General features: G+C 62.1%; 12 protein-coding genes. 5 read left to right on the top strand and 7 right to left on the bottom strand.

The window, feature by feature from the left end:
* Positions 1 to 263 precede the first annotated feature (263 nt).
* On the top strand, positions 264 to 1,115 hold the full coding sequence (locus RCO31_RS02490; protein ID WP_308966611.1) for an alpha/beta hydrolase: 852 nt from the start codon (positions 264 to 266) through the stop codon (positions 1,113 to 1,115).
* A gap of 132 nt (positions 1,116 to 1,247) precedes the next feature.
* Here the strand turns inward: RCO31_RS02490 and RCO31_RS02485 are convergent, their stop codons facing one another.
* The 4 genes from RCO31_RS02485 to RCO31_RS02475 form a co-directional block, all read right to left on the bottom strand.
* Complete coding sequence (locus tag RCO31_RS02485) at positions 1,248 to 1,868, bottom strand: transglutaminase-like cysteine peptidase (RefSeq protein WP_308966610.1); 621 nt, start codon at positions 1,866 to 1,868, stop codon at positions 1,248 to 1,250.
* 331 nt (positions 1,869 to 2,199) lie between these two features.
* Entirely contained in the window at positions 2,200 to 2,817 is a 618-nt protein-coding gene (locus RCO31_RS02480) for a PilZ domain-containing protein (RefSeq protein ID WP_308966608.1), read from the bottom strand.
* A gap of 122 nt (positions 2,818 to 2,939) precedes the next feature.
* Positions 2,940 to 3,116 carry a hypothetical protein gene (locus tag RCO31_RS34655; RefSeq protein ID WP_374991412.1) on the bottom strand — a complete coding sequence of 59 codons (177 nt, stop codon included), beginning with the start codon at positions 3,114 to 3,116 and terminating at the stop codon, positions 2,940 to 2,942.
* A 144-nt stretch (positions 3,117 to 3,260) separates the two neighbouring features.
* A complete protein-coding gene (locus RCO31_RS02475) occupies positions 3,261 to 3,836 on the bottom strand; it encodes a PAS domain-containing protein (protein WP_308966607.1) in 576 nt (191 codons plus the stop codon).
* 367 nt (positions 3,837 to 4,203) lie between these two features.
* On the opposite strand from RCO31_RS02475, the gene RCO31_RS02470 reads away from it, so the two are divergent.
* Entirely contained in the window at positions 4,204 to 4,965 is a 762-nt protein-coding gene (locus RCO31_RS02470) for a rhomboid family intramembrane serine protease (protein WP_308966606.1), read from the top strand.
* A 177-nt stretch (positions 4,966 to 5,142) separates the two neighbouring features.
* On the top strand, positions 5,143 to 5,571 hold the full coding sequence (locus RCO31_RS02465; RefSeq protein WP_308966605.1) for a CBS domain-containing protein: 429 nt from the start codon (positions 5,143 to 5,145) through the stop codon (positions 5,569 to 5,571).
* 106 nt (positions 5,572 to 5,677) lie between these two features.
* Here RCO31_RS02465 and RCO31_RS02460 read toward each other — a convergent pair whose 3' ends face one another.
* Positions 5,678 to 6,751, bottom strand: a complete 1,074-nt coding sequence (locus tag RCO31_RS02460; protein WP_308966604.1) for a patatin-like phospholipase family protein — start codon at positions 6,749 to 6,751, stop codon at positions 5,678 to 5,680.
* A gap of 135 nt (positions 6,752 to 6,886) precedes the next feature.
* Between RCO31_RS02460 and RCO31_RS02455 the strand changes: the two genes are divergently transcribed.
* Positions 6,887 to 7,975: a hypothetical protein gene (locus RCO31_RS02455; RefSeq protein WP_308966603.1), complete on the top strand. Its 1,089-nt coding sequence runs from the start codon at positions 6,887 to 6,889 to the stop codon at positions 7,973 to 7,975.
* Between the two features lie 223 nt (positions 7,976 to 8,198).
* Entirely contained in the window at positions 8,199 to 10,601 is a 2,403-nt protein-coding gene (locus RCO31_RS02450) for an EAL domain-containing protein (RefSeq protein WP_308966682.1), read from the top strand.
* A 3-nt stretch (positions 10,602 to 10,604) separates the two neighbouring features.
* Here RCO31_RS02450 and RCO31_RS02445 read toward each other — a convergent pair whose 3' ends face one another.
* Positions 10,605 to 11,168 carry a nitroreductase gene (locus RCO31_RS02445; protein WP_308966601.1) on the bottom strand — a complete coding sequence of 188 codons (564 nt, stop codon included), beginning with the start codon at positions 11,166 to 11,168 and terminating at the stop codon, positions 10,605 to 10,607.
* A gap of 185 nt (positions 11,169 to 11,353) precedes the next feature.
* The gene (gene thrS / locus RCO31_RS02440; protein WP_308966600.1) at positions 11,354 to 13,390 is read right to left on the bottom strand and encodes a threonine--tRNA ligase; all 2,037 of its coding nucleotides are present in this window, start codon (positions 13,388 to 13,390) and stop codon (positions 11,354 to 11,356) included.
* Between the last annotated feature and the right edge of the window lie 334 nt (positions 13,391 to 13,724).

The raw sequence follows: 13,724 nt of genomic DNA, 5'->3' as shown, positions 1-13,724 counted from the left end.
CCAGACAAAGCTGATCTTTATCGCGTGATCTTCGACATGCGATGCAAGCCGGCCTGAATAGGCGGCGCCGATACGGGCACTCGCAGCCACGACGGCGCTGTCTTTGCCGACCGCATACCGGAACGACGAACGGTGTGCCGCAGTTCGTGAAACAACGACAGCGCCAGGCAAAGCGGATTGCGCAGGTTGCGCTGATTCAACGGGCGATCGAAGACATTAAACCAGACAACGACGAATATTGCTGAAAGCCAGGGGAGGCTGCGATGCCGTTTGCAACTGTCAATGGAATCCGGCTGTTCTGGGAGAGCGTTGGGGAAGGTATGCCGCTGCTGTTCATACACGGCGGTTACGGCGGAGCGCCAACCACGCTCGCTCCGCAGAACCATCCGATGAAGGCCATCCTGCCGCGCGACAAGGTGCAGACGATCCTCTACGACCGCCGCAACGCCGGTCTTTCGGACTACACTGACGCGCATTACACGCTTGCCACACTGGCAGATGACGCGCTCGGCGTCCTGGACCACCTCGGACTGGGGAGGGCGGTCATCGTCGGCACATCGGCCGGCGGGCCGATCGCATTGGAGATCGCGCTATCGAGGCCCGAGCGCGTCATCGCGCTGTGCCTTCCAAACACCGGCGCCAACTTGGCCTCTCTTGAGCGTCCGCAGGGAAAGACACGGCTTGAACTGGTGCAGCGTAGCCGCTCGGAGGGCGACAGGACCGTGTTCGAAGCGCGCAAGCAGTCGCTCCGCGTGTCGGCTGCGAGCGACTCCAACGATGCGGCGGAGATCGCGCGGCAGGCGAAGCTGGCGGCCGCGCTGCGAACCGTCTCGGACGACGATCTGTATCGCTATTCCGTGGGCGAGATTAGAAACTACGAGGCCTATCTCGGCGTCGACTGCACGCCAAGGCTGGCTGAGCTGAAGATGCCCGTCTGCATCATTCACGGCACTGCGGATCGGGTCGTCCCCTATGCCTGGGGCGAGGCGCTCCACAAGGCGATCATGCAGTCGGAAATGTATCCGATCCCCGACGCCGACCACGGCATTCTGGCTTACGATGGCGCAGCTGTAGCGCTGCGCGACTGGGTTGGACGAGTAGCGAGCGGCGCGTAGCAGCCGAATCTCGCGATCAAAAAGGGGTGCGGCCGAGCCTGGGGGAGCTCGGCCGCGCGCGAACCGGTCTGGGACGGGGAGGGGTGGGGATGTGACCGGATCGCGGTTGCGTATTCCTCTTCGTTGAATTCATCAGCGGGAGCTTGCGGTGGCGACATTCGGGCGGGCATCGCCGAGTGCAACCCACATATTCTGATCGATCTGCGACTGGCGCTTGACGAAGCGGTAGCCGGTGTCCTGCCACGACAGGACGCTTTCATTCTGATTGTCGAGAATGAACTCGCCTTTGTCGGATTTCACCGTCAGCACTGCGTGTCCGTCGCCCTTCTTGTCCCGCACCACGGTGACGAGCAGCGCCTCGAGCGGCCATCCTGCCTCGATCAGCATCTTGCGCTTCAGCAGGACGTAGTCCTCGCAGTCGCCATAGCCGTCAGTCGGATAAGACCAGCGCTCGACGATGCCCCAGTGTTCCTGGTCCGTCATCGGCTTGATCGTTTCGTTGACCCAGCGGTTGATCCGAACCAGGTCCTTCCATGCGCTCTGCGTCATCACGATATCGCGCGGTTGCGATGTTTCGAGCCGGCAGTCCCTTGGATTGTCCGCGCAAAACTCCACCCATCCGATCGGCGCACGTGAGGTTTCGCCGATACTTGCGTAGATCGCTCGCTCGCTTGCACTTGCCGCACCTGTCAGCGCCATCAGCGCGACCAGCGCGACCAGCGCGGTCCAAATCCCCTGTCCCCGAAGTGACATTGCAGTCCCCTGTTTTCGTTGGGGACATCATTCACATAAAGCATTTGCGCTGCCGCTAAGCGGACCAAGTACAATTGAAGCGAATACTCGGAAAAACTGAAGCTAATTCGACGAATACTTGAATCGAATTTGAATCAAATTCGAAACAACTGCATTTGATTCAAATTTTATGCATTAACGCGGCAAAGGCCGTAAAACCTGGCGTTGCATGCAACTACAGCTCTCGCGATTAACCGACGAAGGCTGCCAGCGAGAGATGCCGTGGCGCGGCGAGGGGCTCGCGAAGCGCCGGATAGGATGGAGAAGGGAAGAGGTCGAACCGCGGCGCCGTTTACCTGGCGGTGACGCTATCTTCGACAGTATCGGGAAGTTGCGCGTGAAGGAATTCGATCGCGAAGCCTTCCTCGAGATGGCGCACCACCCGTGCCTGCACACGTCCCAGCATGAGAAGCGTTCCGAGCTCGGGACGCGTGGTGCTGCTGACGGCCGCCCCCGAGAGTGACAGGTCGATGATCCGGCAGGGTACCTTGCTTCCGCCCTCGAGCGTCAGCAAGCCGCTGGGGTTGCGCGGGATGATGCGGTCGTGGCGACGGTCTTCGGGAAGATTCAGGATATCGCGGTTGGCCAGCCACGTGAGCTGTGCTGCGAGCTTGTCGCGCTTGCGCGGCGTGGCCGAAACCGTCATCGCAAAGCCATTGTCGATCAGGCGGGTGATCTTGCCTTCAACGCGCCCGATGTGATCGAGATAGGCGATAACCCGTTCGCCAACCGCGCCGATGCCCGGAGCATACATGGCAAGACCGCCGGGCGACATGTTCACCACCTGGCAAGGGAATTCCCTCTGGTCCTGAAGCATGTACCGCCCCAGCAGATGGACCTTCACGCGTTGAAAGCGCCGTCGTTCTTCGCGAACCGGTGTGGGCGGCGGAAATTTGTGTGCCAACGCCATTTCATCCCAACCGGCTGACCGGCTTCGTCGATGCTCCGGGACCCTAAGGCGGACAGGGTTAACGGCGCGTTTACAGGTTGCACGCGCGAGGTAGCTGAGCTTCCTAGGCGTATAGCTTCGATTCAGAGGTCAGCTCGGGAAGCGTGACGTTGGGTATGGACGATTTTCTTCTCGAAAGCCTCGACATGCACAACCGTCGCCCCATTGGCGTCGGCCCAGTAGACTAGAAGACATCGGGCCGGATCGGCACGGCGGAGTAGCGTACGGTCTCTGCGCGATGCTCCAACGGTTTGGCGGATGCTGGAAGTCGAAGCGAAAGCCGAAGTCGCTGAAGCTCACTTCGTAGACATGGCCAAGAGCCGGATACGCTGCCACCATGCTGAGTTTCCTCTGGCCGGGTTGTGGGCCTGATCGCGCTGACCCTCGGCGCCGGCAATCTGCGATCAGTCGCCGCGCAATCCCTCATAGGCCATGAAGCCTCTGGCAAGCGCGAGTCGCCGCACCGCGCGTTGCCGCAGCGTCCGTGGCTGATGACCGGCATGTCGCCAACTGGTCAGCGAGAGATCGTGCAGGCCGGACCGTTCGAACTGCGTCTGCAGCGTCAGTGGCACCAGCGAGCCAGTGACGCATTGCGGCGCGAGCATCGATGGCGCGAAGGGAAGGAGCAGCAACTCCAGATGGACCGGCGACAGCTCGTCGGTGAAAGCCGTGACGCCTGCGGCGGTTGCGAGGCATTCTTCGGTCGCGATGGAAAGGAAGTCCTCGACCTGGCGACGGCTGGCCGGCGCCCAGAGGTGGAGAAAATCATCACCCTTGATATCGCGCCCGATCATCGCGCAGACCCGCGTGCCCGCGACTCGCAGCGGAAAGCATGAGGGATGATCGCATGAGACAACAAAGGTGTTGCCGATCAGATGGCGGATAGGGCCTGGTTCCATCGCGCCACGGTCGGGCGCAGGCGCTCCGGCGCGTTGCTTGTCCCAGTAGTCGTACAGTTCACGCGTTGCGGGATGCTTCATGACCGGCCTGACTGACGTCGCCCCTTCTGACGGCCGGAACAGCATTGTGTCGATTTGGAATGCCGAACCCCGGAATACGTCTCTCGCAAGGGAGCACTGCAGCGTCCATGCCGCGGGCGCCGAAATGTCCGGGTTGCCCCGTCCTTTGTGCTGTTAAGGTTAAATTAACCATGCGGTTGTGGTCCCGCGCGGCGCCGGAGGAGGGGCGGTGCAAGGGCACTGCAGGGATGAGCTCGCTCCAGACATGCTGCCGTCGGAGGTCGATGCCGTTCTTTTCTTTTTGTAATCAGGAGGATAGCGCTACGCTTGCACAGGCCGCGCAAGCCGCTTATTCCGGCGCATCGTCCTGTGATGGAAAATCCCCTTCGTGACCGAGTCTGACCTCCCGCGCGAACCGGTCCTCAACCTGCCGGGCGCGCTGATCGCGATCCTGATCGTACTCGCGGGCATTCACCTGTTCCGCTCGATCTTGCCGCCAGAGTCCGATCAGTGGCTGATCTGGACTTTTGGCTTCGTCCCGGCGCGTTTCGACACGTCGGTGCTGGTGGACCGCTTTGCCGAGTACGGCGGCAAGGGCGCGAAGGTCTGGACATTCCTCACCTACAGCCTTTTGCACGCCAACTTCACGCATCTCGCCGTCAACGTTCTCTGGCTGCTGCCTTTCGGCAGCGCCGTCGCCCGGCGGTTCGGTGCGATCCGTTTTTTCCTGTTCCTGGCCGTCGCAGCGATTGCAGGCGCGGGCGCGCATCTCATCACCCATCCGCGCGAGCTGGCGCCGATGATCGGCGCCTCAGCCGCGGTGTCCGGAGCGATGGCGGCGGCCATTCGTTTCGCCTTCGCTCGCGGAAGCTTCCTCTCCTTCCGGCGCGGAGATGCCGACGCCGCGGCCCGCGTTCCGGCGCAGCCGCTGCTCAGGGCGTTGCGCCAGCCGCGTGTGATCACTTTTCTTGCGGTCTGGTTCGCCATCAACATTATCTTCGGCCTCGGCTCGAACCCGTTCTCGGACCAGGCTGAAAGCATCGCCTGGCAGGCGCACATCGGTGGATTTCTGGCCGGCTTGCTGCTGTTCTCGCTGTTCGACCCAATTCCTCCCGCATCGCGGAAGGTGGCCGGGGCCCCGGCCGCCTGAAGGCGCGGGCGGCGTGCTCGTGCCCCTATGGTGCTGATTTCCTTGCGCGAACCGCCTTGTTGCTCCATCATCCAGCGAACCAAAACGACGCTGCGTTGTTTCTTGTTCTTGCGAGAACATCGACCGCGCGTTCGGGGTAGGGGGACGCGGTCGCCTTGACGTCTTAAGGAGGCGACAATGACCGTTCGTGCGATACTCGATGCCAAGGGCCGTCAGGTCGAGAGCATCGGAGCGGATGCAAAGGTCTCATCCGCGGTGAATATCTTGTCCCAGCGCGGCATTGGCGCGCTGCTGGTGCTGGCCGGCGGAAAGATCGAAGGCATCATCTCCGAGCGCGATATCGTTCGCGAACTGGGCAAACGGGGACCGAGCATTCTCGACGAACCGGTCAGCGCCGTGATGACGCCGAAGGTGATGACCTGTCGGCGCGCCGACACCGTCAGCTGGCTTATGGAAAGGATGACGGAGGGAAAATTCCGGCACCTTCCTGTGGTCGAGGAGGGTGAGTTGATCGGCATCGTGTCGATCGGCGACGTCGTCAAGCATCGCGTCATGGAATACGAGACAGAGCAGGAGGCGATGCGCGACTACATCAAGACCGCGTAGGCTCGGCAGCGTGGCGCGCGCGGCTTGCCGAGCCGCTGTGGACGCTATTGGATGTTCACGCAAGAGCGGTCGCTTGTTTGGCGCAGCCGAGAACGGGGTGACAGAGCTACTCTGCGGCCTTCTCGATCCTGCCGGTCGTCGGATCGCTGCCTTCTTTGTTTTCGAGGGCCGCGTGGCCCGGTGCGAGAATTGCGATCGCTTCCTCGATGGACTCGAGTGCGCGTTCGGCGGCACGCCGGCCATGAGCGATTGTCTCTTCGGCCCGATGAAAGTCGAACCAGCCGATCTTCGTGACACGGGGCGAGATCAGGACATCCGGTGGATCGCCGGCAAGACGTGCGCGCGTAATGCGGTCCTGCATGATGTTGAACGCTTCGACCATGACCGTCGATATGCCAGGCCGGTTGACGCTGCCGAAGAACTCGCGCTTCATCGTTCGTTCCGCGGAAAAGAACTTGCCGATGCCGCTTTTCGGCGGGGGCGCGGGTGAGGCTTGTTCTTCTGGTGCGTCAGGTGGTGTGCCGAACGCCGAAATCGTTCCGCCGTGCCCGAAGTTGTCGGCATTGAGATTGACGGCGATCACAATCTCCGCGCCAAGCGCGCGTGCCGCGGAAACTGGCACGGGATTGACCAGCGCGCCATCCACCAGCCAGCGATCGCCGATTCTGACCGGCGAAAAGATTCCGGGTAGCGCATACGATGCGCGCAGCGCCTCGACCAGACGGCCGTGCGTCAGCCAAATCTCGTGGCCGGTCGACACTTCCGTCGCGATGGCGGCGAATTTGGCCGGCAGTTCCTCGATCAGTCGCCGCCCGATGGATTGGTCGAGTTGGGCTGCGAGCTTGGCGCCGCCGATCAATCCGGACCCGTTCAGCTGGATGTCGAGATAGCCGAGCACGTTGCGCGGCTGCAGGCCGCGCGCCCATTCCTCGAACGTATCCAGGTGTCCGGTCACATAGGCGCCACCGACGGCGGCACCGATCGACGTGCCGACCACTACATCGGGCACGATATTGCGCTCCAGCAAGGCGCGCAGAATGCCGATATGGGCAAAGCCGCGTGCGGCACCGCCGCCCAGCGCAAGCCCGATGAGCGGACGTCGTGACGGACCAAGGCCGACCTTGTCCTTGTCCTTGTCTGATTCGTGTTTCTGGCCTTGGCCTAACCAGTTTTGCAGCACGCGTTCGTTCCGTTGTTTCTCGCGGTCAGTCCTGACGCCAGAACACACAGAAAATAGCGATTGCCACCGCCACTTCCAGTCATTCGAGCAGCCTGGCTTGAATTTGCCGTGTTTTCAGTAAAAAAAGCAGGCAGCATGACGGCGTTAGTGACACGATTTGGCGGGCGTCCTGGGGGAGCCGACCGACCAGCGGGGCCGACCGCTTGGCTGTACGCGCTTGCCATTCTCTCCCTCCTGTCATTCCCCGCGCCGGTATCGGCGCAGATCTTCGGCGACCGGCCCGCACCGGTTCCTCCAAGCGCGGTGCCGATGCCCCAAGGCGTCGGCAATGGCGCCATCAATCTTGCGCCGTCGTCCGGACCGGCGTCAGCACCGTCTCTGCCACCCTCAATTCTCTCACCCTCGACGAGCGCGCAGTCGGCACCGACCGCAGCTACGCCGCCCGCGGCCGTCCCGCCATCGACGAACCAGGCGGTGCTCGCGTTGAGCGCGAAGTTCGGCAAAGACCTTCCGAATGTGACAGGCGGCGTCGTCTGGCGGGTCTATACCGACAGGCCGGACGCCGGCGGAACATTCCGGATGCTGCGCGAAGAGCGATCGCCGACGCCCAACATCGTGCTTCCGCCGGGCAGCTATGTCGTCCATGCGAGCCTCGGCCTTGCGAGCGCAGTTCGGCCGGTGACGTTGCGTCAGGAAACGACGCGAGAGCAATTCGAGATTCCCGCCGGAGGATTACGCATCGAGGGGCGTGTTGGCACCACGCGCATCCCTTCAGGGCAGGTGACGTTCAACATCTACAAAGGCAGCCAGTTCGACGCAATCGAGCGGGCGCCGATCGCGCAGAACGTCCCTTCCGGCGACGTGGCGCTTATCCCTGAAGGTACCTACTACATCATCTCCAATTACGGCGACGGCAATTCGGTCGTGCGGTCCGATATTCGCGTGCAGGCCGGCAAGCTCACCGATGTTACTGTGACACATCGTGCGGCGCTGATCGTTCTGAAGCTCGTCAGCGAGCATGGCGGCGAGGCGCTGGCGAATACATCATGGTCGGTGCTGACGCCCGGCGGCGACATCGTCAAGGAATCAATCGGCGCTTTTCCGCGCGTGGTGCTGGCCGAAGGGCAGTACCGCGCGATCGCCCGATATGAGGGCCGCGTTTACGAGCGCTCGTTCGACGTCGTCAATGGCGTCGACGGCGAGATCGAGGTGTTGTCGCGTTAGCAGCGTAATACCTACCGCGCGCTAACCATGACGTGTCTTAAAATCTTCATAATCGCGCAACCGCGCGCACCTTACCTTGATTTTAAGCGGTTCCAGCCGATTTGGCGTGTCCGACCGAACGTTGAACCGACTTTTGGGAACCGTCGTGACCGAGTTCAGTGCAGCCCGGGCCAGAACGGCCCGTCATGCGATCATTCTCGATGATATCGCGGTGTTGCGACGCATGTGGCATGCGGCGCTGTCGCCGGAAGCGCTATTGCCTCCGTTCGAGGAGATCATGCTGGGCAGCCTTGGCCGGCTCGCCGACAACATCGGCCTGATGCAGACCGAGGTTGGGGTTCCGACGCTGCTGCGCGCGGGGCGCTATGTCCAGAAGTGGCTTGGACAGGAAATCCACGACACGCCGCTCAGCCAGCTTTCGACCGAATGCGCGATGGCGCTGAGGGAAGCGGCGACCGGCGCACTTCGTCTGGGTAAGCCGTACCTCGCCAGCGCCTTCTGTGTGCGCAACAGCATTGTCGAATCCTATGACGTGCTGGCATTGCCGATGTCGTCCCGATGGAGCCGGTCGATCATCGCCGTCTATGTTTGCGAGAAGGGTGAAAGATACAATCTCATCGACACGATTTTCCAGACGACGGATCAAGGGATCGTCTCGCTTGCAACGGTGCGCGACGAGCAGAGCCGGCCGACCGACTTTCGGATCGTCGATCTCAATAACGGCGCAGCGCGGCTGCTCGGCATGCCGCTCGACGAACTGCGCTGGCGGTGCTTGAGCGAAGGCAGTCACGCACTGGCGTCACCTGCCGTTGCCGCACGGCTGCAGGCCATCATCGGGACCGGACGCAGCGAGGAATTCGAAATCGAACTCGACGGCGGGCTTGCGCATATCAAGGTCGGTGTCATCGCTGTCGGCGATCTATTGTCGGCGACGCTGACCGATATCACAAACCTGAAGCGGCGCGAGCAATCGTTCCGGCTGCTGTTCGATAACAATCCGATGCCGATGTGGGTGTTCGACGCGACCACTCGCCGGTTTCTGAGCGTCAACGATGCCGCCGTCGCGCACTACGGCTACAGCCGCGAGATGTTCCTGCAGATGACGATCAGCGACATCTGGCCGCGCGACGAGGTCGACGCGCACAACGAAGCGCTGGACCGGATCAGTGACGTCTATGAGTCACGGTGCTGGCGTCATTTGAGGGCCGACGGTAGCGAGATCGAAGTGCTTTCGTTTGGCCGCAGGGTGGCATTTGGCGAGCAGGATGCGTTTCTCGTGGCCTTGCTGGACGTGACCGAACGACGCCGTGTCGAGCAACGGATCGCGCATATGGCGCATCACGACGCACTGACCAACCTGCCGAACCGCGCGCTGTTCCACGATCGCCTGACCAACACCCTGGCTCGGCGACGCGATCCCAGACAGTCGATCGCCGTGATGTGCGTCGATCTCGATTTGTTCAAGAACGTCAACGATTCGTTCGGCCATCCGGTCGGCGACAAGCTGCTGCAACTCGTCTCCCATCGTTTCATGCAATGCGTTCGCGGCAACGATCTCGTCGCGCGCGTCGGTGGCGATGAGTTCGCCGTGATCCTCGATCAGGTGGCCAGCCCGGCGGAAGCAGGGCACATCGCGTCTCAGGTCATCAAGGCGTTGAGCACCCCCTATGAGATCGACGGCATCGAAGCCGTGATCGGGGCAAGCATCGGTATCGCGCTTTCACCAGGTGACGGCACGTCCGCCGACGAGCTGATCCGCAACGCCGACATGGCGCTCTATCGCGCCAAGGGCGAGCAGCGCGGAACGCACCGGTTCTTCGAGCAGGACATGGATCGCCAGGCGCAACACCGGCGCGCCCTGGAGACCGACCTGCGGCGTGCCTTCGCAAGCGGCGAGTTCGAGCTGCATTTTCAGCCGCTGATCGACATCGCCAGGGATCGCATCACCGGCTTCGAGGCGCTCCTGCGCTGGCGGCATCCGACTAAGGGGATGATACCGCCGGCCGAGTTCATCCCGGTTGCGGAAGACATCGGCCTGATTGTTGCGCTTGGCGAGTGGACCCTGCGCAGGGCCTGCGCCGAGGCGGCGAAATGGCCGGACGATATCAGGATCGCGGTCAATCTCTCGCCGATGCAGTTCCGCAGTCGCGGGCTGGTGCAGGCGGTAATCACGGCGCTGGCCCATTCCGGACTTACACCGCAGCGGCTCGAGCTGGAGATCACCGAGTCGGTCCTGCTGGCGGAGACCGATTCAAATCTCGCGACCCTGCATCAACTGCGCGGCCTCGGCGTGCGCATCTCGATGGACGACTTCGGCACCGGTTATTCGAGCCTCAGCTATCTTCGCGCATTCCCGTTCGACAAGATCAAGATCGACCGTTCGTTCGTGCGTGAACTCGCCGAGCGGCCGGACTGCGTTGCGATCGTCCGGGCGATCTCCGGCCTCGGCCGCAGCCTCGGCATCACCACCACGGCCGAGGGGGTCGAGACCTCCGAGCAACTCGAACGTCTGCGGATGGAGGGCTGCAATGAAGTGCAGGGCTTCCTGTTCAGCCCCGCACGGCCAGCCGAGGAGCTCAGCGCGCTGCTGGTCCGCTTTCGAGAGCAGGCGTCGCGGGCGGCGTAGAGGTCAGAACCGTGTAACGATGCTCGCAAGTTGCGGCCGGTCACGGTCCTCCGGCGGTCGTTTCGCGCGGCCGATATGGATGAAACCAGCCATCTTCTCGTCGGCCGTGAGGCCAAGCGCGTCGAGCACCGCGCGGTCGAACGCAATCCAGCCGGTCAGCCAGTTCGCGACATAGCCGAGGCCGTTCGCCGCGGTGACGATGTTCATCACGCTGGCGCCGGCCGACAGCTCCTGCTCCCAGAGCGGAATCTTCACATGCGGCTTGGCACAGCTGACCACACCGATCACCAGTGGCGCATGCATGAACTTGTTGCGCTCGACCTCGATTTGATCTTCCGTCGCCGCCAGGTGCGTTTCCTTGAATATCGCCGCAAAGATGTCGCCGGCCTTTGCGCGCGCGTCGCCTTCGAACACAATGAAGCGCCAGGGCACAAGCTTGCCATGATCCGGTACGCGCGCACCCAGCGTCAGGATGGTTTCCAGCTCGGCGGGCGAGGGGCCAGGACCGGTCATCTCGATCGGCTTGACCGAACGACGGGTTTTGAGGAGTTCGATGATATCGGGCACGCGTATCCTTTCGCTGATCACCAATGCGAGGTGTCTGCCACCGGCGGCCTTCAACCGATTTCGGCCGTTATGGCGTTCGAGAGTTTGGCTGCCATCTCGCCAACTCAAATCCCTCTAAGATTTAACACGCGCAGACGGCCGCAACGAGGCTGTTGCGGCCGGTTTAGACCGATTGTGAAGAAGGCTCAGGCCGAAACCATCGCCCGCTTTACGTCCGGCGGCGTGGCCTCGTCGACCAGGGCGGCGATCGCCTCCGCCAGCGGCACTACTTGCTGCTTGTCGCTGCCCAGGCGGCGGATCGACACTGTGTTCTGCTCGGCTTCTTTCTTGCCGACGACGAGCAACGCGGGGATCTTCGCCAGCGAATGCTCGCGGACCTTGTAGTTGATCTTCTCATTGCGCAGGTCGATGTCGGCCCGAAGTCCGGCGCGGCGCACGGCGGCAAGCACCTGTTTGGCGTACTCGTCGCCGTCCGAGGTGATCGTGGTGACGACCGCCTGCACCGGCGCAAGCCAGAGCGGAAAGTGGCCGGCGAAATGCTCGATCAAAATACCGGTGAAACGCTCCATCGAGCCGCAGATCGCCCGATGCACCATGACGGGTGTTTTCTTGCTGCCGTCGGCGTCGATGTAGAAGGCGCCGAACCGCTCCGGCAGGTTGAAGTCCACCTGCGTGGTACCGCACTGCCAGTCGCGGCCGATCGCGTCACGCAGCACATATTCGAACTTCGGCCCATAGAATGCACCTTCGCCCGGGTTGATCTCGGTCCGGATGCGGTTGCTGCCCGCCGCGATCTGCTTCAGCACCTCGCCCATGATGTGCTCGGCATGGTCCCACGCCGCATCGGAGCCGACGCGCTTCTCCGGCCGCGTCGAAAGCTTGACCGTGAGTTCGCCCTGGAAGCCGAAATCGGCATAGGTGGACAGAATCAGCTCGTTGATGCGCAAGCACTCGTCGGCCAGCTGATCCTCGGTGCAGAACACGTGCGCGTCGTCCTGCGTGAAACCGCGCACGCGCAAGAGGCCATGCATCGCACCTGATGGTTCATAACGATGAACGACACCGAATTCGGCCAACCGGATCGGGAGATCGCGGTAGCTTTTCAATCCATGCTTGAAAATCTGCACGTGGCCGGGGCAATTCATCGGTTTAATCGCGAACCAGCGCTTGTCCTCGGCTTCGTCGCCAGCTGATTGCGCCGCGAACATGTTCTCGCGATACCAGTCCCAGTGGCCGGACGTCTCCCACAGCGACTTGTCGAGCATCTGCGGCGCGTTGACCTCGTCGTAGGTGCCGGCGAGGCGGCGGCGCATATAGGAGACGATGGCCTGGAACAAGGTCCAGCCTTTCGCGTGCCAGAATACGACGCCCGGGCCTTCCTCTTGGAAGTGGAACAGGTCGAGTTCGCGCCCCAAGCGTCGATGGTCGCGCCTTTCGGCTTCCTCGATCTGCTTCAAATACGCGTCGAGATCCTCCTGCTTGGCGAACGCGGTGCCGTAGATGCGCGTCAGCATCGGGTTGTTCGAATCTCCGCGCCAATATGCGCCGGCAACCTTCATGAGCTTGAAGGCATTGCCGATCTTGCCCGTCGAGGTCATGTGTGGACCGCGGCAGAGATCGAACCAGTCGCCCTGAAAATAAATCTTGATCGGCTCATCGCCCGGAATGGCGTCGACCAGCTCGACCTTGAAGGCTTCGCCCTTGTCGCGGAACACCTGCTTGGTCTTCTCGCGATCCCAGACATCCCTGGTGAACGGCTTGTCGCGCGCGATGATCTCGCGCATCTTCTTCTCGATCGCGGCGAAATCTTCGGGAGTGAACGGTTCGTTGCGGAAGAAGTCGTAATAGAAGCCGTTCTCGATGACAGGACCGATCGTCACCTGCGTGCCGGGCCACAATGATTGAACCGCTTCGGCGAGCACGTGCGCACAGTCGTGACGGATCAGCTCGAGCGCGCGCGGGTCTTCGCGACTGATGAACTCGATCTTCGCATCTCGGGTGATCGGATCGGCAAGATCGGCGAGCTCGCCGTCAAGTGCCATCGCCACCGTGCGCTTTGCGAGCGAAGGCGAAATGCCCTTCGCGATGTCGAGACCCGTGGTGTTCTTGGCGAATTCGCGGCGGGCGCCGTCAGGGAAGGTAACGGTGACCTTGGTGCTCTCGACCGGCTTCAAATTGGTAATGCCGTAGACGAATCCCGATTCCGAACGATGCTCAGCCATTTCGATCTCCTTGCACTCACTCCTGCGAACGGACGCAGGTAAGCGGCAGCGCTGTATAGCAGCGGATTCGGACCGCGCAATCGCTTATCATAGCAAGCGCAAGCACATAGGGGGCGAATGACGCCGACCAAGCCGGCGCCCGGGCGAAGGGAGGGTGCTGGTCGCAAGGTCGCCGCAAGGGGCACCGGGGGGCGCGGCTGCTACGGTTGCGCATTGCGATCGCTTTGCTTGCGCTTCCCGCATCTTCCAGTGCTTCGCGACATGGTTTTGCTATAAATTTCCGGGATTCGTACAGAAATTTCGTAAACTGTACGCTACTGTTGCGCGAACACTT

It is taken from the genome of Bradyrhizobium sp. LHD-71 (genome assembly GCF_031157255.1).
Lineage (GTDB): Bacteria > Pseudomonadota > Alphaproteobacteria > Rhizobiales > Xanthobacteraceae > P52-10.
Note: the sequence above shows the minus strand (reverse complement) of the source record. Positions and strands in the feature narration are given on the sequence as shown.

What these genes read in the sequence shown, in the direction of transcription:
- RCO31_RS02455 (WP_308966603.1), top strand. Translation starts at nt 6,887, where the DNA reads ATGACGGCGTTAGTGACACGATTTGGCGGGCGTCCTGGGGGAGCCGAC.
- RCO31_RS02490 (WP_308966611.1), top strand. Translation starts at nt 264, where the DNA reads ATGCCGTTTGCAACTGTCAATGGAATCCGGCTGTTCTGGGAGAGCGTT.
- RCO31_RS02475 (WP_308966607.1), bottom strand. Translation starts at nt 3,836, where the DNA reads ATGAAGCATCCCGCAACGCGTGAACTGTACGACTACTGGGACAAGCAA.
- RCO31_RS02465 (WP_308966605.1), top strand. Translation starts at nt 5,143, where the DNA reads ATGACCGTTCGTGCGATACTCGATGCCAAGGGCCGTCAGGTCGAGAGC.
- RCO31_RS02450 (WP_308966682.1), top strand. Translation starts at nt 8,199, where the DNA reads ATGTGGCATGCGGCGCTGTCGCCGGAAGCGCTATTGCCTCCGTTCGAG.
- RCO31_RS02480 (WP_308966608.1), bottom strand. Translation starts at nt 2,817, where the DNA reads ATGGCGTTGGCACACAAATTTCCGCCGCCCACACCGGTTCGCGAAGAA.
- RCO31_RS02485 (WP_308966610.1), bottom strand. Translation starts at nt 1,868, where the DNA reads ATGTCACTTCGGGGACAGGGGATTTGGACCGCGCTGGTCGCGCTGGTC.
- thrS (WP_308966600.1), bottom strand. Translation starts at nt 13,390, where the DNA reads ATGGCTGAGCATCGTTCGGAATCGGGATTCGTCTACGGCATTACCAAT.